Raw genomic sequence first — 24,954 nt, forward strand, 5'->3', positions numbered from 1 at the left:
ACAAATGAAAGCCCGCGCCCCTGGCGGAGAGAGCGGGCCGGTCGGGTCGCGGTCTGAGTTTCACGACATTGGACTGAGACGGCGGTTTCGCCTTCGACGCTCGATGATGCGTTCGTTTCGGCGAGCAATTCTAAGTTCGCCAAGCGTCGGCCGCCACCAGCCCCGGGCGTGCTCCATCGGTCCGGCCTCACGACGAGCCGGCCATGTCCTGATGAGTTCCGTCAGCGTCGCCGAGCACCACGTTCCCCACACGTAATCGATGTCCGTCCGCGTCGCATGTGGATAGAAGGCGGCCAATACTGGCGGCTCGGCGACTTCGCCTGACACATCGGTAAAGACGACGACACCGTACTGCTCTGTTGCGACGGGGCGGCCCATCGGAGGCAAGTCTTCAGCCGACAACGGATAGCGTTGGCGGCGGCGTTCCGCATATCGCAACCGTGTGGCTCTTTGAGCCTCCGAGTCCTTCTCCGCCTCTCGTCGTCGCTTCCTTTCCTCGGGTTCGCTACGTTTGGCAGCCTCTTCGATTGTCGGCCATCGGCGCCGCAGTTCCTCATAGGACCGAAACGGCACGCGCCACGCGCGGAGGTCATCGTCCCAACTTGCCCAGGGAATTTCGTGTAGTTCCCGAAGGACGGTCTTGGAATAGGGTGTTCGAATGCGCAGGTCGTCGGCAATCTCGAGATAGCGACTGGAGATCGGGTCAAAAGCGAAGGCGTCGCGTCCCTTGCTGTCGGCGTGGATCGCCAGCAATTCGGCCTCACGCGCCAGCCAGCGGTCGATCCGGCGGGCTGCCGTCTTGCCTGGTACAAACCAGCTCCTGCGCTCGTCGCTCCATCTCGCTCGCGGAAATTCCTCCCGAAATCGTTCGACCGTCATCCGGTCGTAAGGAAAGTTCGCCAAGGCACCGGGGGTGTCTTGTTTCTGCAGCGCAGGCTGATGCTTGGATTCCTCCACGGTCGTGCCGTCAATGGTGTTGGATTCGCGGAGAAACGTCCCGCCGGCCCTAATGGTTCACACGCGAACCAGAACGCAACTGCCCTTCGCGACTGAAGGTCGCCAGGCGGACCGCTAAACCGCCAATGTAGCAGCTGCTAGCCGCTCGATCTTCGCAGGCGTCCCTACGGGTTGCAAACTCGGCGTTAGCTCGAATCCCCACTCCCTTCGCCGGCATAACGGAGCAGCGGCATGCCCTGGTAGGCATAAGGAGCAACCGATGCTGGCACGAAGAGATGCCGCGGCATCCGCCTCATCGCCGCCCTTACCCGCTCATCGAGCGTCGCCTTGCCGAGTTCTTCGCTTGCAAGGTCGGTATGGATTGCAATCACCTCGACCATGTGCCTGCGTAGAACCGCGAGGTGCTCTTCTTTCATCGGCTTCATGACGGTGGGGCTTTCCTCAACCAGTCTGCTGCCAGATAGCTTTATGCCTTGTTCGTCTGTCACAGTAACGACCGACACCGTGGTTCGACCACTCACTCGATCCACCCGCCGTGTCAGATGCACGCGGACCTCCGGGGAGTAAGATAGTAACATGCTGCTGAGGCTGCACCAGATCGACAAATTCTACTCCACTGGCGAGGGGCCGTTGCATGTTCTGCACGGGATCGATCTTTCGCTGGAGGCGGGCAAGAGCCTTGCGCTGACCGGCGAGTCGGGCAGCGGCAAGAGCACGCTTTTGCACCTCGTTGCAGGGCTCGACAGCCCTGATGCGGGAGAAATCCACCTTGGCGGTATCAATATTGTGGGGCTGAACGATACGGCCCTTGCCGCCCTGCGGCGGGGAACAGTCGGACTTGTGTTCCAGCAGTTCAACCTGATCCCTTCGCTTGATGTGGCAGCCAACCTTGCCTTTCAGGCTCGACTTGCCGGCAGTCCTGATCCGCCGTGGCTGAAGGTCCTTGCTGAACGGCTGGGCCTGGCCAAAGTCCTAACGCGCTACCCTGAACAACTGTCGAGTGGGCAACAACAGCGGGTGGCGATTGGGCGGACCCTAGCCGCTCGGCCCCGGCTGGTTTTGGCCGATGAGCCCACGGGCAATCTCGATGAGGCAACAGGGGACGCTGTACTCGATCTTATGCTGTCGCTGGTGGCTGAAACGGGTGCCGCCCTGTTAATGGTTACCCATTCCAACCGTCTGGCAAACCGGCTGAACGCCCACGTTCACCTGCACGCGGGACGGCTGGCTTGATGGTGTGGACCGGGTTGTCAGCGCTCTTGTCGCATTGGCGCAGGCGGCCTGTCCAACTGGCGATGCTGCTTTTGGGGCTATCGCTGGCAACGGCGTTGTGGTCAGCGGTTCAGGCGATCAACGGTGAGGCGCGGGCGAGCTATGACCGTGCAGCGGCGGTCCTTGGGCAGGACCGGCTCGCGCAACTGGTGCGTGAGGACGGGGCCCGGATGGATCAACAGGAGTTTGTGAGACTGCGGCGAGCAGGCTGGCTGGCTTCGCCGGTGATTGAAGGTGAAATGCGGTTTGGGGATGTGCGTTTGCGCGTCCTCGGCATTGACCCACTGACTTTGCCGCCGCAGGCGCAGCAGGTGGATGTTGCGGTGGGTGATGAGCTATTGCCGTTCATCACGGCGCCCGGTGTGCTCTATGCAGCTCCGGAAACCGCGGCACGACTAACCGAACAAGCAACACCTCCCGTGCGCGTGGCCGAGGGTTTGCCGCCTGGCACAGTCCTCACCGACATCGGGCAGGCGCAGGTCTTGCTTGGGGCAAAGGACAAGATCTCTCGTCTTTTGCTCTGGCCGGACCAACCGATTGGCCGTGCCCCTCTAGAGGTGACAGCCCCCGGCCTGACCCTGCGCGAGCCGAGCGAAACGGGGGATCTTGCCAGGCTGACCGACAGTTTTCACCTGAACCTGACGGCTTTCGGTTTTCTTGCCTTTGCGGTGGGGCTCTTCATCGTGCATTCCGCCATCGGTCTGGCTTTTGAACAGCGCCGCCAGGTATTTCGCACGCTGCGCGCACTGGGCTTGCCGTCCCGCGTGCTGGTCCTTTTGCTGATCGCCGAGTTGCTGATCTTCGCCCTCCTCGCGGGACTGGTGGGCGTGGCACTTGGCTATGTAGTCGCCTCGGCCCTTTTGCCCGACGTCGCCGCCACCCTGCGCGGGCTTTACGGGGCCGATGTGCCGGGAACGCTGTCGATCCGCCCCGCAGTGTGGGCAGCGGGGCTGGCGATCGCGGTAATCGGCACGCTGGTAGCGGCCGCACAGAGCCTCTGGCGGCTATGGCACCTGCCGCTGCTTGCGTCGGCCCAGCCTCGGGCCTGGGCGCGGGCTTCGGAGCGGGCCCTGCGCGCGCAAGGCGTGGCTGCGATGGTGCTCCTGTTGACGGCGGCGGGAATTGCACAGTTCGGATCCGGCCTCGAGGCGGGTTTTGCGCTTCTGGCGGCACTGCTGTTGGGGGCGGCACTGGCGCTGCCGCTCGTGCTGACGGGGATATTGCACCTTGGCGGCCGCTTGGCGCGTGGACCATTGGCTCAATGGTTTTGGGCCGACACGCGTCAACAGCTTCCCGGCCTGTCATTGGCGCTAATGGCACTGCTGCTTGCGCTGGCCGTCAATGTGGGCGTCAGCACGATGGTGTCGAGCTTTCGGCTGACCTTCACCGGCTGGCTCGATCAGCGTCTCGCCTCAGAGCTTTACGTGACCGCCCGCACCGAAGCAGAGGCCACGGCGATACGCGACTGGCTGGCCCAGCGCAGCGACGCGGTCCTGCCGATCTGGAGCATTGAGGGCCGGGTCGCAGGCCAGCCCGCGGCAATATACGGCGTGGCCGATCATGCCACCTATCGCGACAACTGGCCGATCCTCTCTGCAGTGCCGGAGGTGTGGGACCGGATCGCCACAGGCGACGGCGCCCTGATCAACGAACAACTGGCGCGGCGCCAGGAGTTGGGCTTGGGGGACCAGATCACGCTGCCTGGTGGCTGGCGGGCCAGCATCGTCGGCGTCTATGCCGACTATGGCAACCCGATCGGCCAAGTGATCATCGGGATCGACACACTGCTCCAGCACTATCCTGACGTCTCCCGCCTGCGCTATGCCATTCGGATCGCCCCCGGCAAGGTCGAAGCACTGGCTGCGGGTTTGCGGGCGGAATTCGGGCTGCCCGCGCAGAACGTGATTGACCAGGCCGGGATCAAGGTCTTTTCGCTCAAAGTGTTTGAGCGCACATTCAGAGTGACAGCCGCGCTGAATGTGCTGACGCTGGGAGTCGCGGGGCTGGCGATGTTTGCGAGCCTCATGACCCTGTCGGGGATGCGCCTACCGCAACTGGCGCCGGTCTGGGCCATGGGTCTGCCCCGCCGCCACCTCGTATGGCTGGAGCTTTGGCGCGGCTTGTTGTTGGCAGCCTTGACCATGCTGGCCGCTCTGCCTGTAGGTATCGGGCTCGCCTTTGTTCTGCTGGCGGTGGTGAATGTGGAGGCTTTTGGCTGGCGTCTGCCGATGCACCTTTTTCCCGGTGACTGGGCGCGGCTGGCGGCGCTCGCGCTGCTGGCGGCCGGACTTGCAGCCGCCGTGCCTGCCTGGCGGCTGGCGCGTCTTTCGCCATCGGATTTGCTGAAGGTATTTGCACATGAGCGTTAGAGCATTGCTGATCTATATGTGCTTGGCCGCACCTGCCTTTGGCCAGGGTTTTGCTGGGCTTGGCACAGAGGCTGACGGGTTTTCAGTGCCGCAGCCGGGGACTGCATTCAACTTTCCGGCAGACCACGGCCCGCACCCCGGTTACCGGATCGAATGGTGGTATTTGACGGCCAACCTGCAAGCTGCGGATGGAGCGGACTATGGCGTGCAATGGACTCTTTTCCGATCCGCCCTGGCCCCGGTGGAGCGGTCAGGCTGGTCCAGTCCGCAGCTTTGGATGGGCCATGCGGGGCTGACGACGCAAACGCACCAATTCGTGGCCGAACGGATGGCACGGGGCGGCATCGGCCAAGCGGGGGTTACGGCTGCACCCTTTGCGGCCTGGATTGACAACTGGCAGATGGCAGGCCGGGCCCTGCCAGAGGCGGATGCGCTGTCGGCGCTCGATCTGCACGCGGCGGGACAGGCGTTTTCCTACGAACTGGCCCTGGACGCCAAAGGCCCTCTGGTGCCGCAGGGAGTGCAGGGCTACTCGGTGAAATCCGAGAGGGGGCAGGCGAGCTATTACTACTCGCAACCATTCTACCACGTGACCGGTACACTGACCCTTCCAGCGGGCGTGATTGCGGTGACCGGTCAGGCGTGGTTGGACCACGAATGGTCCTCGCAGCCGCTGGCTGAGGATCAAACCGGGTGGGACTGGTTCTCGCTGCATTTCGACAGCGGCGAAAAGATGATGGGCTTTCGCCTGCGCGACAGAGGCGCGGGCTTTACATCGGCCACATGGATCAAGGCCGACGGCAGGCCGCAGCCGCAGGCCCCCGGCGCGCTAAGGGTGACGCCGCTCGAAACGGCGGCAGTCGCGGGACGTAGCGTGCCGATCCGCTGGAGGGTGCAATTGTCGGAAAAAGGGGTGGATGTGACCATCCGGACGCTAAACCCAGAAGCCTGGATGGACACACGCTTTCCCTATTGGGAAGGCCCGATCCGATTTGAGGGCACCCATGCCGGGCGCGGCTATCTCGAGATGACAGGCTATGAATGACTGGAGGACGCTGCTCGATCGCGAGATCGCGACGGTTGGCGAATTGCCGAAAATGGAGAAGGTTAGTTTCCAGCGCCCTTCCCGCTACCACCTTCAAAATTGCCCAACAATTCTCCGGCCCCTTCATGGCTCCCGGAAGCCCAGCGTTTGCGGGATGTGCGGCCGAAAGCTGGGGAGAGCGGAAACAACCTTCCCGTTCAATCTGCTCTCCGAATGTCCATCATTCTCCGAAGCTGGGGAGCCTTTTGGATTTTCGGTCCGGCCCATCCGCGGGCACAATCTTTGCGTTTTCCCCAAGGGTTCCGCCAATGGCGTTTCTATGACTTGCCCGCAAGCACCGCCGCAACCTATAGGTTTGCAACTAGCCTTATGGTTTGCTAGCTTCACCGTAGGGATGAGGAGATGCGGATCTTGTACCGCCTTTGGAAGTGGCTCTTACGTCCGAAAGCACTGGGTGCCGGAGCGAACAGGGAGGAGCTTTCACCAAGTCATCCGTCCTCCATCAGCGAAGCACGTCTCCTGGACTTTTTGGCGAACACGACTGATGGTGTGTCGTTCTATGATCAGGACTTCCGCCTGACGCACTACGCAACCAACCTCAAAAGCATCCACAGCCGCCCGCCAGTTGCGGGCGACGCTCTGTGGGAGATTTATCCGAACGTCGACACTGAGCTCATCGAAAAATTTGTTCGCGTGCTGCGCGGCGGCACTCCAATAAATGTCAATCTCCAGCGATCGCTGGGGGAGGCGCCCCGTTCCGCTGTCGTTTTCGGCGCTGCGAATGGAATTGGAATCATTGAATCCAGAGAAAGGGAGCGGGGCGGGCGGGGCTCACCGGAAGAGCAAGAGCGTATGATGCTCCTTCATCAGGCAACGCACGACGCATTAACCGGATTGCAGAACCGGCGGGGGTTCAGCGAAAACCTGCAACAAGCTCTGTCGGTGGTCGATGAGCCAAATGCCACTGCCCTGCTGCAAATCGACCTTGACGGTTTCAAAGCGGTCAATGACACACTCGGCCATGGCACGGGCGATACGTTGCTTCAACTGGCAGCAGGCCGGATCCGGGACACGCTGCAGGACGGCGAACTCGCATACCGGTTAGCTGGAGACGAGTTCGCCGTCATTCAATCGCGTACGGGACAGCCCGCCGAAGCGGAACGCCTCGCGGGGGCGTTAATTGAAGCATTCAAGGCGCCGTTCATGATCAACGACATCCCCGTCTTCGTCGGCGCGAGCATCGGAATTGCATTCGGACCGGGACACGCGACCGAGGGCGAGCAGTTGATGAAGGCCGCGGATATCGCCCTTTATGCAGCCAAAAGAGACGGACGCGGCTGTGCGCGAATTTTCAATCGCTCGATGCAGCTTCTGCTCGAACAGCGTGAAAACCTGAGGCGCAGTCTTCGAATGGCGCTGGACCGGAACGAGCTTTATCTTGAATATCAACCGCTCATTCGGGCTCCCGCGTCGGTCGTGGGTTTCGAAGCGCTGCTGCGATGGCGGCATCCCGAAGTCGGGACCATTCCTCCGAGCGTGTTCATACCGATCGCCGAAGCCGACGGTCTCATGGACGAGATTGGACGATGGGTGATCGAAGAAGCCTGCCGCCAAGCAACGAGATGGCCGTCTTCACTGACGGTCGCCGTGAACCTGTCGCCGGCGCAGTTCCTGAGCGGTTCGCTCACGGACACGGTTGCTCAGATCGTCGACGCAGTCGGAATCCGCGCCGACCGGCTTGAGCTCGAGATTACCGAAACCGTTCTTCTCGAGCAAACCGTCGACAACATTGACACACTGAATACCCTGAATGTCCTCGGGATAAGGATCGCGCTAGACGATTTCGGCACCTACTACTCCTCGTTGAGTTACCTTAAGAATTTCCCGTTCGACACATTGAAGATAGACCGATACTTCATAAAAGACTTAGAAACCGATCGAAAAAGTCAGACGATCGTGCGATCGATCATAGGCATGGCGCACGGCTTGGGGATAAGCGTCACCGCGGAGGGAGTTGAAACGCCGGGACAGGCACAGTGGCTGATCAGGGAAGACTGTGATTACCTCCAGGGCGATTTCCTGGGACGGCCACTCGGAGCCGAGGCGACGCGCGATTTCATCAGGCGATCTTCCAAGGAACTAATACGCGAAAGTGGGGACGAAATCTGGCGATCCAGCGTCCGGCCCCATGCATAGCGGCGTCGACGAACCTGAGGGAAGCGAGGCAGAGCGATACGGATTTCCAGAGACAGGTCAACTGCCGTCCGGGAAGGGTTCGTCGCATCGCTCGACTAAAATGCAGCCAGAAACGAGTGAGGAACGCCGATGAATATTGCTTCTCATGACGAAGATGGCGAAGCAGTCTTTGAGACAATGATCCAGATCGATTTGGACGTCAAAACTTTTATGTCTGATTGGATACTCTGCGATCAACTCTCGACCTACTCGGCGCGAATGATCAGCCATAACAGACCTGACTCCGTACGGCATTCAAACCTCTTTTCCTCTGCGTTGAACGAATTATTGGAGGTCGCCTTTCGTACGCGGCATTACGGCGGTGAAATAGCCTGTAGGGTGTCCCGCCGGGGTGAGACGGACAGGATCGAACTGACATTCCCTTGCATGCCCGAAGAACGACAATTCTTTGAAGAAGCGGTGTTTCAAATTACGGGATCCGAGGCAATGGAGCGCTATCTCAACTCAGTGTCCGGAGACCTCGCGCCCAGTCGTGAAGTCGTTCTCTTGGAACTCGCCATCGACTACAACGCGACCCTTCGAGTCGAGCAAGTCGGCGCTGATATCATCACTCTTGTCGTCGATCTTCCGCTTGAGGGCATGCCAAGTTGAGCGCGTACAACCTTTTCCCGCGTTTCAGAGCGCAATACGATGTAAACGATCAGGAGTACTCGATATCGGGAATACTGCGGCCGCAGTCGATCGATGAGCTTGCGCCCAGCATTGCCCTGTTGAAGGAATCAATCGCTCGTGTGCGCGGCACCCTGTACGTAAACGTCAAACGATTGACGCATATGAACAACACCGCATTTCATGCTTTCTCGCGGGTCATTATTGACGCCTGTCGCGCTCGACCAGATCTCAGGTTCGTACTCGTAACGTCAAGTGTTGTCGGGTGGACCACCAGAAAATTCGGGCGCCTGAACGGAATCGAAGCGAACATCACGGTTCAAGAGTATGACAGTGATTTCTATCCGGGGCAGAGCTTCCTCGAAGAAGGCGGGTTCATTCCGATCCTCCGCACACAGACGAAGATGACTTGGCGCCACGAGCGCACAATCTTGCCGCGACACGGCATGCAACCCGGTATCATCATGGCCGACATCTGTTGCGGAATTGGTGATTTCGCCGTACTCGTGCAGAAAGAATTTCAGCCGTCACGGATTGTCGCTCTCGACCATTCCAGATCAAGCCTTGCTTATGCGCGAAGCGTGGCTGCGGCGTTCGATATCGGAGGAATTGAATATACCTATGGCGACGCGTCAGAAATGCTGCTCGACCAAGATCAGTTTGACTTGGTCACATGCCGACACTCCCTGCAGGTGTTCAACAAGCCCGAACTGATTCTCAAGGAACTCTTTCGCATCTGCAAGCCGGGCGGACGCGTCTACATCACGAATGAAAAGAACTCGCACTGTCTGGGCGAACCGCGCGCCGATAGCATCCAGTGGACCTATAATGAAGTCGCCAAGCTTTGGGCGCACTTCCAGATGGATATCGAGCTTGGCCCCAAAAGCCGTCGATACCTGGTCGAAGCGGGGTTCGAAGACATTCGAGTCGAGTCTTTCGTGGTCACCAACCACGACGGCGATCCGCAGGACTTCGCAGATGTCGTCGCGGCATGGGAGAACGTCTATGCAGGCGAGATGGCGACAAAGCGAGGTGACCCGCCGGCGTTCATCAGACGGTTCCGACAGGGTTTCCAGGATCACATTTTCGCTGCGCTTCACCCCAAGGGATATGCCGGCTGGCCAATCTGGGTTGCATCGGGACGTAAGCCACTGTGAGCGAGTCGCATGCCATTTCCCCCAAACCCTGGTCCGTTTTCCGGCCTAACAGCTTCCGCGCGAAATTCATAATCGTTGTAGGCGGGGCGGTGCTGTTCGACCTCCTGGTCGGTGGGAGCGTCGCCCTGTGGAACGTCAACCGGCTTTCCCGCGACGCGACGTATCAGATCGAGAGCGGCCTCACCAAGGCGAGCCAGGAGTACCTCCAGAATTATATCGAGACGACTGCTCTGCGCGCCGATCTCCTCTTCGACCAAATGCACTCCGAGGTTACCGCACTTGCAGGCTCTATGCAGAGACTGATCGATCATCCAGAGGCGAAGGAGGCAATCGGCAACGCGCTGGCGACGGACTCCTATTTCAATGCGCCGCTTATACATGACCCCAAGGGAAACTGGATGCAGAGCCCCCAAGGGTCGCCTTCGGTCTTGAGTATCTGGGGATATCTTCTCTCCCCCGATGGCCGACCGAAGCCCGAAATTCTCCACAAAATTCAGGAGAGTGCGGCGTTCGACATTTTTGGCCCAAGCCAAATGGCAACAGGCGCCAGGAAGTTGCAGGTCTATTACGTTGGACCGAAGGCAGCACCTATCATGCGCACGACTCCTTACTCCGATCAGGCGCAAACCTTCGACAAGCTCTATCCGGGCCACAACAACGCAAATTTCTGGGATTTCTTCTTTCCTGGCGTCTATGAGCGCTGGCAGGGGTGGATCAGGGACCCGAATTCGCGCCCCGTAAAAGGCGATGACATCACGGCGACTGCCCCATATATCGATGCGATTACCGGTAAGCTCATAGTGAGTTTCTTCCATCCGCTCTGGACGAAGGACCGCAGGGATGTCGCCGGCATGGTCGCTTCCGACGTAACGCTTGATCAGCTCGCTGAAATCGTCGAAAGCGTGAAGGTCGCTGAGACGGGCTTCGGTTTTCTCACCATGTCGAATGGCAATGTGCTCGCGATCAAGCCCGAAGGCGAGAAAACGCTCGGGCTCAAGATTGCAAGCGGTGCGGCGGGTCAAGGCGTTACCGGACTCGATCGCTCGCTCAAAAAGAGTACGCATTCGGCCGTTGCGGCGCTCGAACTTCCTGCGGACGACAAGACGGTCATCAAGCATATTTCGATTTGGGAGGAGGATGGCGAAGCCGAACCTCACATCGTCGCGCTTCGCCGACTGGAGGCAGTCAATCTCTGGAACAGCACGGGCTCCATCACAGCTGAAAACCAGATGCTCGGCTTCGTCGTCCCGGAGCGGGAAATCTATGCTTCCCTGCTTGCAGCGCAACAGAGCATTTCCAGCGCGACCAACCGGATCCTGGTCTCCCAGATCATCGCAATTATCATTTCGCTCCTGATTGTCTTTGCGGCTGTCTTCGGAATCTCAAAGCGGATCACCGCAGGCCTCAGCGCGCTTGCAGCAGCCGCAAAGCGGCTCCAGGCACAAGACTATTCAGTTCGAGTAAGCATTCCGACGCATGACGAAGTGGGAGAGGTGGGGGTCGCGTTCAACCGGATGGCGGAGGAGATCAGCTTCCATACGGAAAATCTCGAGCAAATCGTCGATGAAAGAACGAAGGAGCTTGAAGACGCAAATCAGGAGATTTCCGCCCTCAACAGCAAATTGCGAGATGAGAACCTGCGCCTTGGTGCAGAGCTTGCAGTTGCCAAACATATCCAGATGATGGTTCTGCCGAGAGCCAGCGAACTCGAAGCCATCCACGGGGTCGAAATCGCCGCTTATATGCGGCCGGCCGACGAGGTCGGCGGCGACTACTACGACGTCTTGCAAGAGGGATCGCGGGTCAAGATCGGGATCGGCGATGTGACAGGCCACGGGCTCGAAAGCGGTGTGCTGATGCTGATGGTTCAATCCGTTGCACGCGCACTGCAGGAGACTGGCGAGGACAATCCACGTCAGTTTCTCGATCGACTGAACAGAGCCATCTATAAAAATATCGAACGGACCAACACCGACAAGCATCTCTCGCTGGCCTTTCTTGACTTTGAGAATGGGAGGGTGACCCTGTCAGGGCAGCATGAGGAGGTTCTCGTCGTTCGTGCAAATGGAGAGATCGAGCGTATCGATACCGCCAATCTTGGTCTGCCGATCGGCCTCGAACGCAACATCTTGCCGTTTATCGCAACGCGCGACATTCCGTTCAACAGCGGCGATGTGATCGTGCTCCACACGGATGGTGTGACCGAAGCGGAAGATCCGGAGGGAAAATTGTTCGGTTTGATACGCCTCTCTAACAGTGCGCGCCACTATCATCGCAGGAGCGCCGAGGAGATCAAAACTGGAATTATTGAGGACCTGATGGCGCATATCGGAACACAGAAAATCCACGACGACATCACGCTCGTGATCATGAGGCACAAGTAGGAATGACAACACTGTTCGGAACAGCCGACTTTGCAATTGGAATGAGAGAGAGCGTCAGCCGCGTGCGATTGTTCGATGGACCTCTCGACCTGAGTTGGCATCATTGCGCTACTACTTCGGACTTCATCGCGGACGTTTTTGCCCTGCGCTTCCAGTCTTCTCGCAACGACTACAGGGAAGTGCGACACAGCATTGGCTATCTAGTCAACGAACTGATTGAAAATGCGGTCAAGTTTCGTGCGCCAGGCGAGATCACGATCGAGGCGGCCATAGAATCGGAAAGTTTTAAGATCAAGGTTTCGAATGTTGTTGACGTCGAAACGACCGCTAAATTTCAAAATCTTCTGTCGGAGATCACAGCCGGCGATCCGAGTGAGCTCCTGATCCAGCGAATCGAAGAGAATGCCGCGGACCCTCAAACAACAAATTCCGGTCTTGGATTGCTGACGCTGATGAGCGACTATGGCGCGAGCCTGGCTTGGGTCTTCAGCCCCGCCGACGAAAGGGATCAGGTTCGCCTGGAAACATATGCTTCAATTGTGGTATCATCAGAAACTTATAACTAAAACGAAATGAAGACAAAATCGTGGACATAACAACGACAAATTATCGCGTGTGGAACGAAGGAAGCGATGTTTATTTTGACGGCGTAATGAGGTTGTCCAGTTCTGAGGCCTATGCGCCTATTTTGCAGCTAATGATGAATGTCCTTACCTCCAATCCTACTACTATAACGATACATGTATCAGACTTGGAGTTCCTTAACTCGTCGGGCATCAATTTATTGGCCAAATTTACCATAGAGGTCAGAAAGCATCCAGAGATCCAACTCATTGTCCGGGGAAGCTCGGAAATACCTTGGCAGTCGAAATCGCTGCCAAATCTCAAAAAACTACATCCTGCGATGGTACTCTTCGTTGGCTGACAGGCGGTTTATCCAGGCGCCAAAGACCATTCGGCTATACTTTCCGGACGTCTGCCTTTTGAGATGAGAATCGCGGCTCCAAACCAGGACCGTTCCGTCCTTACGCTGCCTGCACGTTTTTCGAGATCCGCGCCCACTCCGGAATCCAGTCGCGGTGCGCGGCGAGCAGATCGCTGACCAGCGACCAGATCTGGTCGAGATCGAGCTCGGCGGCGGTATGTGGATCCATCATCGCCGCGTGATAAAGATGCTCGCGGTTTTCCGTCATCAAGGCCGCGACAGTCAGTTCCTGCACATTGACATTGGTGCGGATGAGCGCCGTCAGTTGCGGCGGCAAGGTTCCGATGAAGGTCGGCTGGATGCCGGACGCATCGACCAGGCACGGCACTTCGGCCGCGCAATTTTCCGGCAGCGAGGTGATGCAGCCATTGTTGCGGACATTGCCGTAAATAACCGAGGGCTCGCCGGTCCAGACCGAGTTCATGATCGAGGAAGCATATTCATGGCTCTCCTCGATCTCGATGTTCTCAGCGCTCCGGTAGGCGGCCGCCTGCCCTTTCCATCGCTCGATCTGCTCGATGCAGCGTTTGGGATATTCATCGAGCGGAATGCCGAACTTCTCGATCAGATCGGGCCTGCCGTCCTTGATGAAATAGGGCGTGTATTCGGCGAAATGCTCCGAGCTTTCGGTGACGAAATAGCCGAGGCGGGTCAGCATCTCGTAACGCACCTTGTTCGGGCAGCGCGGATTCCAGTGGCTGGGTTTCGGAAATCGCCCGTCGCGGTAGCCGCGCACGAGATCCGGATAAAGGTCGCGGTAGCTGCCATCGGCCTGCCGATGCTCGAATTTCAGGTAGAAGGCCATGTGGTTGATGCCGGCGGCACGGTAACGGATTTCCTCGAGCGGGATTTCGAGATCTCGGGCGAGTTCGAAAGCCGTTCCCTGCACCGAATGGCAGAGACCGACCTGCTTGATGAGCGGATACTTTTCCGCAATCGCCCAGGTGTTGATCGCCATCGGGTTGACGTATTGCAGGAGGATGGCGTCGGGGCAGATTGCCATCATGTCTTCGCAGATTTTCCAGAGATGCGGAACGGTGCGCAAACCCCGCATGATGCCGCCAACGCCGAGCGTATCGGCGATCGTCTGGCGCAGGCCGTATTTCTTCGGCACCTCGAAATCAGTGACGGTGCAGGGCTCGTAGCCGCCGATCTGGAAGGCAACGACGACGAAGTCCGCGCCTTCCAGGGCCTTGCGCTGGCTGGAATGCGTCTCGATGGTCGCCGCAGAGCCAAGCGTCTTGACCAGCTTTCCGGCGACGATCTCGCTTTCTTCCAGGCGCTGCGGATTGACGTCCATCAGCGCGATGGTAGCGCCCGAAAGAGACGGCCGCTGCAGCACATCGCCGATGACATTCTTCATGAAGACGGTGGAACCGGCCCCGATGAACGTGATTTTGGGTTGTCTCGTCATGAATTGCGCCTCTTGTCTGCGATTTATGCGGCTACCTCGAACGCGGCCTTGACGAGCCGTTCGGTGTAGGCGGTCCTCGGATGGGAAAGAACCTCGTCGACGGGTCCCTCCTCGACGATTTTACCGTGCTGCATCACCACGACCCGATGACAGAGCGCGCGTACGACCTTGAGATCGTGGGAAATGAAGAGATAGCTCAGGCCGCGCTCGTCCTGCAGCTTGCGCAAGAGGTCGATGATCTGGGCCTGAACGGAGAGATCGAGCGCCGATGTCGGCTCGTCGAGCAGGATGAATTCTGGTTCGAGAGCGATTGCCCGCGCAATAGCGATGCGCTGGCGCTGTCCGCCGGAAAACTCATGCGGAAAGCGCGACAGGATGTTGTGCGGAAGCCCGGCGCTGACAAGCGCCTGCTCCACGCGCTGCAACCGATCACTTTTGTTGTCGCCGAGCCGATTGACGATCAGCCCCTCCTCGATGATCTGGCCGACCGACATGCGCGGATTGAGCGAGGAGAACGGATCCTGAAAGACGACCTGCATGCGCGATCTGAGCGGCCGCATCTGGTCACGTGTCCTTGCGTGGATCGGTTCGCCGTCGAAGAAGATTTCGCCGCCGTCGGCCGTCAGGAGCTTCACCAGCGCCTGCCCGAACGTCGTCTTGCCGGACCCGGATTCGCCGACCAGCCCCAGCGTTTCGTACCGGTGAAGCTTTAGGTTGAGGCTGTCGACGGCGACGAGTTCCTTGAGCCGCGGCTTGAAGAACCCGCCATGCTTCAGCATGAACGACACTCGCACATTGCTGCCCTCGAGAATGACGGCTGAGTCCACCGGCGTCGGATTGGCCATGCCCTTTGGTTCGGACGCCAGAAGATGGCGCGTATAGGGATGCTGCGGGTTCTTGAAGAGTGCTTCAGTGGTGTTGTGCTCCTTCACCTCGCCCTGGCTCATGACATAGACGTAGTCGGAAAACTGGCGAACGACCGTCAGATCGTGAGTGATCAGGATTACCGCCATACCGAGTTTCTGCTGCAGATCACGGATGAGGTTGAGGATCTGCGCCTGCACGGTGACGTCGAGTGCCGTCGTGGGTTCGTCGGCGATGAGTACGTCCGGATTATTGGCGAGCGCCATGGCGATCATGACGCGCTGGCGCTGACCGCCTGAAAGCTGGTGCGGATATTGGTTGAAGCGGCTTTCCGGGTCCGGAATCTGCACCTGCCGCAACAGCTCCAGCGAACGCTCCGCTGCTTGCCTGCGGCTCATCTTCTGATGAACGCGGATCGCCTCGATGATCTGCGTGCCGACGGTGTAGACCGGATTGAGCGAGCTCATCGGCTCCTGGAATATCATCGAAATGCGGTCGCCGCGCAGCGCCCGGCGCTGCCGGTCGGAGAATTTCAGCACATTCTTCCCATCATATTCGATCCGCGAGTGCACGGCCACGGTGGCGCGCTTGGTGAGCAGGCCCATGACCGTGCGCGCCGTCACCGACTTGCCGGAGCCGGATTCTCCCACCACAGCGATGGTCTCGCCGCGATAGAGCTGAAACGAGACATCCTTGACCGCGTCGACCGTTCCGCCTTCTACCTTGAAGGTCACCGCGACATTGCGGGCGTCGATGATCGGACTGCCGGTCCTCACCGCATGATCGTGACGTTCGTCCGGCGCCATCGAGGTCTTTTCCGTCAGAGCCATGGTGCCGGCCTTCTCAATAGGGATCGACGGCGTCGCGAAGACCATCGCCCAGCGCATTGAACGCAAAGACGGTGACCAGCACGAAACCCACGGGGGCAAGGATCCAGGGATAGGACCCAATGACGGAGTATGTCGCGGTATCCTGCAGCATCAGCCCCCAGGAGATCAGCGGCGGCTTCACCGCGAAACCGAGGAAGCCGAGGAAGGATTCAAGCAGCACGACATTGGGGATCGCCAGCGTGACGGCGACGATGACGTGGCTCATGACGTTGGGGAAAATATGCTGAAAGATGATCCGGCGGTCGGTTGCGCCGATCGCCATCGCCGCCCGCACATAGTCGATCCGCGCCAGCGCCAGCGTCTTGCCTCGAACTTCGCGCGACAGCTGTGCCCAGCCGAGCGCCGACATGACGACGATGACGAACGCGAGGAAGACATTGGTCGGCGCCGTCACCGGAATCAGCGAGGTGAGCGCGAGATAAAGCGGCAGTTGCGGAAAGGCGAGCACCAGCTCGACGAAGCGCTGCACCCACGCATCGAACCTTCCGCCGAAATATCCGGACACCATGCCGACCGTCGTGCCGACGACCGTGATGATGAACACCACGGTCAGGGCGATCATCAGCGAAATGCGCGAGCCGTAGATGATGCGCGACAGCACATCGCGGCCGAATTTGTCGGTGCCGAGGAAATTGACCGGGCTTCCGTCGGTGGCGCCGAAGAAATGCCGCTGCGCCGGGATCAGTCCAAAAAGCCTGTATCCGAACCCTTTGACGAAAAAGCCGAGCGTCTGCGGGTTTTCGTAGTCGGGGCCCACGATCGGCTGGAACGTGACGGGGTCGAATTCATCTGTTTCACGAATCGGATAGCTGCGCGGCGGAAAGACGAAGTTCCCGCCCCGATCCGTCATGCTGATTGTCTGAGGCGGCGCGAAACCGACGCCGGTCAGCTTCGGATCGACGGGTGCGAAGAACTCCGCGAATATCGTCATGATCATCAGGAGGCAGACAAGGATCAGCCCTATCATGCCGGTCCAGGATCGCTTCAGACGGCGCCAGACAAGCGCGGTATAGGTTTCGTTGCCATTGCCTTTGGCCGGCGGCACGGAGGCGCAGATTATGGATTGGACGTCGGCTTTCATGCGTCGGTCCCTCCCCCAAGGCGAACCCGCGGGTCGAGCGCTGCAAGCAGCATGTCGGCGATGATGTTGCCGACGATCAGGGTCACCGACAGAACCAACATGAAGGTCGCCGTGACATAGACGTCGCCGATCCACATCGAGCCGACGATGGCCGGGCCGACCGTCGGCAGGGCGAAGATGATCGCGGTTTCGATCTCGCCGGTCAGCATGTAGGGCAGCACGACGCCCTGATACATGACGAGCGGATGCAGCGCGTTCGGCACAGCGTGGCGCATGACCACCGTGCGCTCGCTCAAGCCCTTGGCCCGAGCCGTTTCGACATATTGGGCGTTCAGCGTATCGAGAAGATTGCCCCGCATGACGCGCATGTTGTAGGCGAGCCCGCCCAAAGTGGCGATCGCGATGACCGGCCAGACGTGCTTGACCAGATCGACGAACTTGCCCCACGACCAGGGCGCCCCGCCGTAGCGGGCGGAATGGAAACTGTTGATCTCAGTGACATTGAAGTGGAACACCAAGATATAGACGATGATCAGCGCCATCAGGAATCGCGGTACCGTCATGCCGAGAAACGAGATCCCCGACAGCACGCTGTCCACCCAGGAATATTGCCGGGTTGCCGCCAAAACGCCGAAGGTGATGCCGATCACCGAAGCCAGGATATGGCAGACGAGCGCCAGCGCCAGCGTACGGGGCAAACGTTCGCCGACCACATCGGCGACAGGCTTGTTGTAGAAGAGACTGTGGCCGAAATCGCCGCGGGTGACGATGCCGGTGATCCAGTTGACGTACTGGAGGGGCAAGGGCTTATCGAGGCCATGCGCGATCTTGTAGGCCTGCGCCTGGGCGTCGGCCTTTTCGAAGGATGCGCCACCCTGGTTGATCAGCTGCGAGCGCACATAGTCGCTGTAGTCGCCCGGCGGGGCCTGGATGATCGCGAACGTCACGACGCTCAGGACGAAGAGGACAGGAATCGCCGAGGCGATACGCACAAGCAGAAATCTGAACATGATCGTGTTTGCTTCTCTTGTGGCTCGTGGCGATCTGCTCCTTCACGAGGCGCGGTATCTCCACGGTTCAATTCGCAACCTCCCCTCCGGCGGATGCTCGCCGGAGGGGAAATCGACTGCGGTCAGTTGATCGGACCGCCTTCACCGGGCTTGCCCGGAAGCTGCTCGGGGAACAGCTCGTAGTCGCCCTGCTTGTCGGCAGCGACGAAGACCCGTTCACGGATGATCGTGTCCTCCGCCCAATTGAACATGAAGATCGGCACGCCTTCCGGAATGTTGGAGAAGCGCTTGTTGATGATGAGCGCACCCGGATATTCTGTCAGGCCGATCGTATCGAGATTCGCCGTCGAGACCTTCTGGAACTGCTTCATCAGATCAGCCCGCTCGTCATTGTCGTTGCTGGAGATGAACTTGTTGACGACGTCCACGAGTTCCTGTTCGAACGGCATCAGATCGACCGTGCCGTCCGTTCCTGCCCTGTGATGCCAACTCGTGCGCGGACCGGTCGGGGCAAGCTGGGTCGTGTTCTGCACAACTGAGGTCTGTTCCTGCTCGTTGCGGCGAACAAGCCAGTCGAAGCGCCCGGCATACTGGGTTGCGTCGCGCTTCGCGCCATCGATTGTGTTGAGCACGACCTTGAGGCCAAGCTGTTCCATCTGGCCGACCAGACCTTCCGCGAGATTGCGATCGGTGCTGTAGTCGGAATTCACCAGAAGCACGATCTGTACGTCCGAGCCGCCAGCTGTACCGGCCGGAAAGTTGACGGCGCCGTTGCCGTCCGTGTCCTTCAACCCGACCTTCTCCAGCAGCGCCTTGGCGCCTTCCAGATCGAACGGGTAGTACACCGTCGAGGCGCGGTCGTAAAAGCTCGTGCCAGAGGAAATGCCGCCGGGGTAGATCGCGGTGAAGGGTCCTTTGACGAGGGATTCGCCGAGTTTCTTGCGATCGATGGCCATGGTCACGGCCTTACGGAAATCGACGTTGCGGTTGAGCTCGCGTACGGCCTGCGCCCGCTCGTCCGGCTCGCCCCAGCCATTGGCTGAAAAGTTCATGCGCAGATTGTAGCCGATCAGCCGGGCGCCAAAGGCCAGCCGCGCGGGAGCCGTTTCCTGTGCGGCGCGCTTCAGCGATTCCACGAAATTTTCAGGTTGCTCCAGGTTCGAGATATCGCCGGACCCGGCGATCGCCTGCACGTCGCGATCGGCCCAGGTCGAAAGCTTGTAGTGCAGTTCGTTGAGATAGGGCAGCTGATTTCCCTCTTCGTCCACCTTCCAATAGTAAGGATTGCGGCGAAGCACGATGACGTCGTCCGAACGGTATTCGATAGGCACCCAGGCGCCCATGACGGGCATATTCAAGTATTCCGGCGGAAAGCCGTTCTTGTACTCGTCGTAGGTGGTGCCTGCATATTTCGGATGCTTGGTCTTCAAAATGTGCGAGGGGCCAGGGCAGAAGGTTCCATAGGCCATCGCATAGAGATGCTGGCGCGGGAACGCGTCCTTAAAAGTCCATTTGACCGTATATTTGTCTACCGCCTTCAGGGTGGTGCCTTCTCCGAATGTTTCCGGTGTTGCACCGTTCAGCGGCGAGACGTTCGGATCGACGACATTGTCGTCCCAATAGAACATCACGTCATCGGCGTCGAAGGGATCTCCGTCGGACCACTTTGCGCCTTCGATCAACTTCATCGTTAGTGTGTGGCCGTCTTCCGACCACTCCCAGCTCCGGGCAAGATTGGGCAGCGGCTCGACGTCTTTGGCATCGACCTGGAAGAGCGGCGCGGTGCGCGTCAGGCATTCGAACATCGCAATGTCAATGCCGCCCCAGCCTTGCGTCTGCCCGGCACTGTAGTTCCAGCCTTCCGGCCGGCCGCCGACGACGTGGCGCATCGTGTCGCCATAGACGCCTATCCCGTCGGGCATGTTGCCTGTCTTGAAGACCATCGGCTCCTTCGGCAGCCGCTCGGCCAACGGAGGCAGTTTCCCGGTCTTGACGAATTTTTCGGTGACCCACTCCGGCTCGCGATACTCGGATAGCGCTTTGAATTCCAGAATTGAATCGCGCGGCACGTAATTGATCGTGCCTTGCGCCGGAAACGGCGGCTGTTCCGGCACGATCGTCGGCTCGGAGGCCACGGCCTGGATCACGAACGCGGATACGCCAAACAGGAGCGCGGCGGCGGTTTTCATGCGGCCAAAAATGTTCATTGTCCTGGTTTCTCCCTTATGCTTCGGGCCTGCCGCGATGGCATGGCTCTCCTCCTACAAGCATCGAACGAAGCGGTATTCCGCTTTCTCAGAAGCGGTATTCCGCTTCTCGGATGACAGTGCCGTGCTGCCCGGGCGCATTCGCCGAGGCACGATCCTGTCCGCCCGGTTTTCCGGAACATTGGCTTATCGCAACCAATGTCTCAGCCGGCCGCGCGCACTTTCATGGCGTCCTTTTCAGCCCTGATCTCTTCGATCGAGCGAACCTCGCGGCGGGCGACGCCCTTCCATTCCCGCGTTTTTACCGTCGCGCGGCTCAGCCGCTCCTTCGCGCCGTCGATCGCATGGGCGAATTGCGGCAGCCATTGCGCTTGCGCCACAACCATCTCGTCGACCATCTGCCAGACCTCTTCCGGCGTGCAGATGGCGCCAACCAGCGGATCGTGCAGCACGGCCAGTTTCAGGAGGTCGATGTCGCCGGAGATTGCCGCGTGGACGGACATGCGCTGGACATTAATCGACGAAATGCAGGTCGCGGCGCAGGCCTCCGGAAGCGTGATGCCGGCCACCATGTTGATGCTGAAGCGATCGACGAAACCAGGCGATTCGATGATTGCATCGGACGGAAGATTGGTGATCACGCCTTCGTTCTTGACGTTGAAGTGCCCGCGATAGACCCGACCGGTCTCGAGCGCCTCCAGTATGTGGCTGGCGTGCTCGTTCGAGCGGCGCCCGGGATCGAAGGGCTTTCCCGCATCTTCGAGGAATTGCGGGAACTCGGTTTCGAACCAGTTCCGGGTTTCGGTCGAATAGCGCAGATAACCGCCGGTTTCGCCGTGGATCCAGTCCGACATGTCGATCCACTTGGCGGTCTCCTCAGGCCGTTTGCGGTACCAGGGCAGATATTCCGACAGGTGGCCGTTACTTTCGGTCGAATAGACGCCGAAGCGCTTCAACACGTCGATCCTGAGTTTCTCCTGCCGCGAGAAGACCGGATGCGCCTCGAAGGCGGCGACGAGCTCATCCCTGCCGATCTTGCGGCCCTTGACGCGAACGTCGACGAACCAGGTCTGGTGGTTGATGCCGGAGCAGACATAGTCGAGCTCGCCTTCCCCGGCGCCGAGGATCTCGGCAATCTGCTCGGCCCCATGCTGGACCCCATGGCAGAGACCGACCGTATCGACCTTGCCGAATTCGATCGCCGCCCAGGTGTTCATCGCCATCGGGTTGGCATAGTTCAGGAATTTCGCGCCTGGCTCGGCAAGTTCGCGAATGTCCTTGCAGAAATCCAGAATGACCGGGATGTTGCGCTGGCCGTAGAGAATGCCACCGGCGCAGATCGTATCGCCGACGCACTGGTCGACGCCATATTTCAAGGGGATGCGGATATCGTCGGCATAGGCGGCGAGACCTCCGACGCGCACACAGCTAATGATGTAACGCGCGCCCTCGATCGCCTTGCGGCGGTCCGTCGTCGCGGTCACCCGTGCAGGAAGCTGGCTCGACTTGACGATCCGCAGGAGAATTGACTCGATCATCTTGAGATTGTGCTCGCTGATGTCGGTCAGTGCGAACTCGATGTCGCGCAGCTCCGGCACACACAAAATGTCCGTGAACAGCTTCTTGGTGAAACCGACGCTGCCCGCGCCAATGATTGCGATCTTAAATCTGCTCATTCGAACCTTCTCCGCAAGCGGATTAGACCGATAGGTAAAATCGGTTCGTGGAAATCCAGTCCAGGCGTGTTATTCGGAAGACACGCAACCAGGCGGCGTGCAACCGGGGTTTCATCCTCATCTCTTTTGTTTTTGGTCAATATGCGTAAGATCACGCCCCTCCGGTAGGGCGTAGATGTGCTTTGTAGGGTAATTTTGTGCTGCAAAAACTTGTCGACCTTGGACCGGTGATGAAGATGATCTCCCTGCCGCGCGCTCGGCAGCGATTGCACACCATGCCGACGAGCACCGGCTACGACGTGAGAACGGATGCCGGCTACAGCTGGGATGGCCGCAGGCGCGGGCAGACGCCGTTCACAGTGATGCAGCACACCATCAGCGGCACCGGAAACCTGCGTTACGGAACCAGGTCCTACCGCATCGCTCCGGGCGAGACGATGCTGTTGGTTGTTCCGCATTCGCACCGCTACTGGGTCGAAAAAGGCGGGCGCTGGGAGTTTTTCTGGATATCGATGCATGGGGCGGAAGCGTTGCGCATCCATAGAGAAGTCCTGGCAACGAAAGGACCGGTGTTCACCCTTCGGGCAGCCACCGTCGATAATCTGGCCGACTGCGCCTACCGGCTGGTCAAAGGCGACGGCTCAACGCCGGCACGCGCCTCGGCAATTTCCTACGAGGCGGCCATGGCACTCTATGACGACGTGTTCCAACTACACGGAAATGACGTGGCGGAGAATTCGGTAGTGCGTCAGGTGACTGACTATATCGGTGCGCATCTGCATCTGCCGTTGCCGGTCGATGAGCTGGCGCGGCTTTCCGGTCTCAGTCGCGCCCATTTCTCACGTGTGTTCGCGGCGCATGAAGGTATTCCTCCGGCTGAGTTCGTCCTCAACAGACGCCTCGACCGCGCCGCAAAGCTGCTGACCATGTCCGCCGACCTTCCGGTGAAGGATATTTCCGGCATGTGCGGCTTCGAAGATCCCAACTACTTCGCCAAGGTATTCCGACGTGGCTTCGGCGTCAGTCCGACAGAATTCAGAACCACTGGCATGTATGCAAGCGCCGGTTATCAGCAGGGGCAGATTTTGGACAGATGACAAATAGCGCTGACCTGTCACCCTTTGATGGCTGCTTTTAGCGCGAGAGAGACCGTCAACCTGGTCACTCGGACATCGGCTTTCAGGAGGCGGCAAAGCTGGCCTTGTAAGCAAAAAGCGTCCCGAAAGGCGCCTCTCAATAGCTTGATTCCCTTGAAAGAACTTGGAGCGGATGAAGCGCTTCGAACTCTCGACCTCCAACCTTGGAAACGTCTATTTCTGCCAACGCCGCCTTGTCCGAATCTTCGCTGCCAATCCGAGATGATCAAGACCAGAAAATGATGCAGGTTCTCTGGACCAGCGTGGCTGCTGAGCAGACGCAGCTTCCTGGCTTCTGCATATGGACCCTCTTGGGTAATTGATAATTGCGCCGTCATGTTCCAAAACAGGTCGGCAGACCCGCGAGGATGGTTTCGTGCGGGGTCGTCCACGGTCCTCAGGCGAGAATTCCAAAAGACGTTCAACAATGACCCAGCACGTACAAAATGCTCGAATTCTCATGTACAGCCACGACACGTTCGGGCTCGGCCACTTGCAGCGCTGCCGGACGATCGCGCATTCGCTGGTCGAGGATTTCCGCGGACTTCAGGTGCTTATCATTTCGGGTGCGACTATCGCTGGCGCCTTCGACTACCGCGCCCGTGTCGACTTCGTGAAGATCCCCAGCGTCATCAAGTTGCGCAACGGCGAATACACCTCGCTGGAAAAGGATATCGATCTGCATGAGACGCTAAGGATGCGCCAGTCGATCATCCGCCACACAGCCGAGACCTTCCGGCCGGATATCTTCATCGTCGACAAGGAACCGCTCGGCCTGCGCGGTGAGATCGAGGACACGCTGTCCTACCTCAAGACGCGGGGCACCACGCTCGTGCTAGGCCTGCGCGAGGTGATGGACGCGCCGCATCTGCTCGAAGCAGAGTGGGCACACAGGGATGTGATGCGCAAGATAGGCCTGTTCTACGACAAGGTCTGGGTCTATGGTCCGCCGGATTTCTACGATCCGCTGATCGGTTTGGACGTGCCGCCGGCTGTCAGGGCAAAGATGAAGTTCGTCGGTTTCCTGCAACGGAGCCTGCAGAAGAACGAGTTGCCCGGCCACCGGCCCGAGGGCGATTATATCCTTGTTACCACCGGTGGCGGCGGTGACGGCGGCGACCTGATCCACAGTGTCATCGATGCCTATCAGCAGGATCCGCAATTGCAGCATAGGGCGCTGATCGTGCTTGGGCCTTACATGCCGGCGCGCAAGCGCAACAAGCTGCTCAGGAAGGGGGCCAAGATCCCCTATATCAAGATCATCGAGTTCGACAACCGCATGGAAGATCTCATTGCCGGCGCCAAGGCGGTCGTGGCGATGGGCGGTTACAACACCTATTGCGAGATACTGTCTTTCGACAAGCCGGCGCTGATCGTGCCGCGCGTCAAGCCCCGCGAGGAACAACTGATCCGAGCACGGCGCGCAGCCGAACTCGGCCTCATCGAGATGCTTTTGCCGGAAGAAGCCGAGGATTCCCAGCGGTTTGCCAATGCGCTGGAGGTGCTGCCGGCCCGGCCCGGCCCATCGCAGAGCCATCCGCATCTGACGCTGGAAGGGCTTCCTCACATTTCTGAAATCGTCTCGGAACTGCTCGACCGGCGGGGCGGCCATCACCTTTCGGTCATTGAAGGCATGATCTGA

At 59.3% G+C, this 24,954-nt stretch carries 18 protein-coding genes and 1 pseudogene; 11 read left to right on the forward strand and 8 right to left on the reverse strand.

The window, feature by feature from the left end:
- Positions 1 to 60: 60 nt before the first annotated feature.
- Together AC0L2A_RS15840 and AC0L2A_RS15845 are read right to left on the reverse strand one after the other, a co-directional pair.
- Positions 61 to 957: a hypothetical protein gene (locus AC0L2A_RS15840; protein ID WP_473609553.1), complete on the reverse strand. Its 897-nt coding sequence runs from the start codon at positions 955 to 957 to the stop codon at positions 61 to 63.
- A 224-nt stretch (positions 958 to 1,181) separates the two neighbouring features.
- Positions 1,182 to 1,382: pseudogene (locus tag AC0L2A_RS15845) on the reverse strand (protein-L-isoaspartate(D-aspartate) O-methyltransferase); the annotation flags it as partial.
- 151 nt (positions 1,383 to 1,533) lie between these two features.
- On the opposite strand from AC0L2A_RS15845, the gene AC0L2A_RS15850 reads away from it, so the two are divergent.
- The 9 genes from AC0L2A_RS15850 (at position 1,534) to AC0L2A_RS15890 (ending at position 12,974) form a co-directional block, all read left to right on the forward strand.
- Positions 1,534 to 2,190: an ABC transporter ATP-binding protein gene (locus AC0L2A_RS15850; RefSeq protein WP_473609554.1), complete on the forward strand. Its 657-nt coding sequence runs from the start codon at positions 1,534 to 1,536 to the stop codon at positions 2,188 to 2,190.
- The gene (locus AC0L2A_RS15855; protein ID WP_473609613.1) at positions 2,190 to 4,598 is read left to right on the forward strand and encodes an ABC transporter permease; all 2,409 of its coding nucleotides are present in this window, start codon (positions 2,190 to 2,192) and stop codon (positions 4,596 to 4,598) included. The genes AC0L2A_RS15850 and AC0L2A_RS15855 overlap by 1 nt, the downstream gene beginning before the upstream one ends.
- The gene (locus AC0L2A_RS15860) at positions 4,588 to 5,643 is read left to right on the forward strand and encodes a lipocalin-like domain-containing protein (protein WP_473609614.1); all 1,056 of its coding nucleotides are present in this window, start codon (positions 4,588 to 4,590) and stop codon (positions 5,641 to 5,643) included. Before AC0L2A_RS15855 ends, AC0L2A_RS15860 begins: the two co-directional genes overlap by 11 nt.
- 501 nt (positions 5,644 to 6,144) lie before the next feature.
- On the forward strand, positions 6,145 to 7,839 hold the full coding sequence (locus tag AC0L2A_RS15865) for a putative bifunctional diguanylate cyclase/phosphodiesterase (RefSeq protein WP_473609615.1): 1,695 nt from the start codon (positions 6,145 to 6,147) through the stop codon (positions 7,837 to 7,839).
- Between the two features lie 129 nt (positions 7,840 to 7,968).
- Complete coding sequence (locus AC0L2A_RS15870) at positions 7,969 to 8,490, forward strand: ubiquinone biosynthesis methyltransferase UbiE (RefSeq protein WP_236389247.1); 522 nt, start codon at positions 7,969 to 7,971, stop codon at positions 8,488 to 8,490.
- Positions 8,487 to 9,665 (forward strand): methyltransferase domain-containing protein, encoded by a 1,179-nt coding sequence (locus AC0L2A_RS15875; RefSeq protein WP_473609556.1) that lies wholly within the window; start codon positions 8,487 to 8,489, stop codon positions 9,663 to 9,665. The genes AC0L2A_RS15870 and AC0L2A_RS15875 overlap by 4 nt, the downstream gene beginning before the upstream one ends.
- Positions 9,666 to 9,679: 14 nt before the next feature.
- Complete coding sequence (locus AC0L2A_RS15880) at positions 9,680 to 12,049, forward strand: SpoIIE family protein phosphatase (protein ID WP_473609617.1); 2,370 nt, start codon at positions 9,680 to 9,682, stop codon at positions 12,047 to 12,049.
- Positions 12,050 to 12,051: 2 nt separating this feature from the next.
- Positions 12,052 to 12,615, forward strand: coding sequence for a slr1658 superfamily regulator (locus tag AC0L2A_RS15885; protein ID WP_167366451.1), 564 nt, complete (start codon positions 12,052 to 12,054; stop codon positions 12,613 to 12,615).
- Between the two features lie 20 nt (positions 12,616 to 12,635).
- Positions 12,636 to 12,974: a slr1659 superfamily regulator gene (locus AC0L2A_RS15890; protein ID WP_023797948.1), complete on the forward strand. Its 339-nt coding sequence runs from the start codon at positions 12,636 to 12,638 to the stop codon at positions 12,972 to 12,974.
- Positions 12,975 to 13,074: 100 nt separating this feature from the next.
- On the opposite strand, the gene melA (AC0L2A_RS15895) is transcribed toward AC0L2A_RS15890, so the two are convergent.
- From melA (AC0L2A_RS15895) to melA (AC0L2A_RS15920), 6 genes are all read right to left on the reverse strand, one after another.
- Complete coding sequence (melA, locus tag AC0L2A_RS15895; protein ID WP_473609557.1) at positions 13,075 to 14,448, reverse strand: alpha-galactosidase; 1,374 nt, start codon at positions 14,446 to 14,448, stop codon at positions 13,075 to 13,077.
- Between the two features lie 23 nt (positions 14,449 to 14,471).
- Positions 14,472 to 16,142 (reverse strand): ABC transporter ATP-binding protein, encoded by a 1,671-nt coding sequence (locus tag AC0L2A_RS15900; protein WP_473609558.1) that lies wholly within the window; start codon positions 16,140 to 16,142, stop codon positions 14,472 to 14,474.
- A gap of 13 nt (positions 16,143 to 16,155) precedes the next feature.
- Positions 16,156 to 17,283, reverse strand: a complete 1,128-nt coding sequence (locus AC0L2A_RS15905; protein ID WP_051505699.1) for an ABC transporter permease — start codon at positions 17,281 to 17,283, stop codon at positions 16,156 to 16,158.
- The gene (locus tag AC0L2A_RS15910; RefSeq protein ID WP_091594700.1) at positions 17,280 to 18,293 is read right to left on the reverse strand and encodes an ABC transporter permease; all 1,014 of its coding nucleotides are present in this window, start codon (positions 18,291 to 18,293) and stop codon (positions 17,280 to 17,282) included. The genes AC0L2A_RS15905 and AC0L2A_RS15910 overlap by 4 nt, the downstream gene beginning before the upstream one ends.
- A 122-nt stretch (positions 18,294 to 18,415) precedes the next feature.
- The gene (locus AC0L2A_RS15915; protein WP_473609560.1) at positions 18,416 to 20,500 is read right to left on the reverse strand and encodes an ABC transporter substrate-binding protein; all 2,085 of its coding nucleotides are present in this window, start codon (positions 20,498 to 20,500) and stop codon (positions 18,416 to 18,418) included.
- Between the two features lie 203 nt (positions 20,501 to 20,703).
- Positions 20,704 to 22,176 (reverse strand): alpha-galactosidase, encoded by a 1,473-nt coding sequence (gene melA / locus AC0L2A_RS15920; RefSeq protein ID WP_473609561.1) that lies wholly within the window; start codon positions 22,174 to 22,176, stop codon positions 20,704 to 20,706.
- 230 nt (positions 22,177 to 22,406) lie between these two features.
- On the opposite strand from melA (AC0L2A_RS15920), the gene AC0L2A_RS15925 reads away from it, so the two are divergent.
- Positions 22,407 to 23,273 (forward strand): AraC family transcriptional regulator, encoded by an 867-nt coding sequence (locus AC0L2A_RS15925; protein ID WP_236389514.1) that lies wholly within the window; start codon positions 22,407 to 22,409, stop codon positions 23,271 to 23,273.
- A gap of 466 nt (positions 23,274 to 23,739) precedes the next feature.
- Positions 23,740 to 24,954, forward strand: coding sequence for a glycosyltransferase family protein (locus AC0L2A_RS15930; protein ID WP_236389270.1), 1,215 nt, complete (start codon positions 23,740 to 23,742; stop codon positions 24,952 to 24,954).

The organism is Mesorhizobium sp. WSM4844 (assembly GCF_055811775.1).

Excerpts from the sequence above, each read along its gene's own strand:
- AC0L2A_RS15850 (WP_473609554.1), top strand. The coding sequence starts at position 1,534 with ATGCTGCTGAGGCTGCACCAGATCGACAAATTCTACTCCACTGGCGAG.
- AC0L2A_RS15855 (WP_473609613.1), top strand. The coding sequence starts at position 2,190 with ATGGTGTGGACCGGGTTGTCAGCGCTCTTGTCGCATTGGCGCAGGCGG.
- AC0L2A_RS15860 (WP_473609614.1), top strand. The coding sequence starts at position 4,588 with ATGAGCGTTAGAGCATTGCTGATCTATATGTGCTTGGCCGCACCTGCC.
- AC0L2A_RS15870 (WP_236389247.1), top strand. The coding sequence starts at position 7,969 with ATGAATATTGCTTCTCATGACGAAGATGGCGAAGCAGTCTTTGAGACA.
- AC0L2A_RS15885 (WP_167366451.1), top strand. The coding sequence starts at position 12,052 with ATGACAACACTGTTCGGAACAGCCGACTTTGCAATTGGAATGAGAGAG.
- melA (WP_473609557.1), bottom strand. The coding sequence starts at position 14,448 with ATGACGAGACAACCCAAAATCACGTTCATCGGGGCCGGTTCCACCGTC.
- AC0L2A_RS15900 (WP_473609558.1), bottom strand. The coding sequence starts at position 16,142 with ATGGCTCTGACGGAAAAGACCTCGATGGCGCCGGACGAACGTCACGAT.
- AC0L2A_RS15905 (WP_051505699.1), bottom strand. The coding sequence starts at position 17,283 with ATGAAAGCCGACGTCCAATCCATAATCTGCGCCTCCGTGCCGCCGGCC.
- AC0L2A_RS15910 (WP_091594700.1), bottom strand. The coding sequence starts at position 18,293 with ATGTTCAGATTTCTGCTTGTGCGTATCGCCTCGGCGATTCCTGTCCTC.
- AC0L2A_RS15915 (WP_473609560.1), bottom strand. The coding sequence starts at position 20,500 with ATGAACATTTTTGGCCGCATGAAAACCGCCGCCGCGCTCCTGTTTGGC.
- melA (WP_473609561.1), bottom strand. The coding sequence starts at position 22,176 with ATGAGCAGATTTAAGATCGCAATCATTGGCGCGGGCAGCGTCGGTTTC.
- AC0L2A_RS15925 (WP_236389514.1), top strand. The coding sequence starts at position 22,407 with ATGAAGATGATCTCCCTGCCGCGCGCTCGGCAGCGATTGCACACCATG.
- AC0L2A_RS15930 (WP_236389270.1), top strand. The coding sequence starts at position 23,740 with ATGACCCAGCACGTACAAAATGCTCGAATTCTCATGTACAGCCACGAC.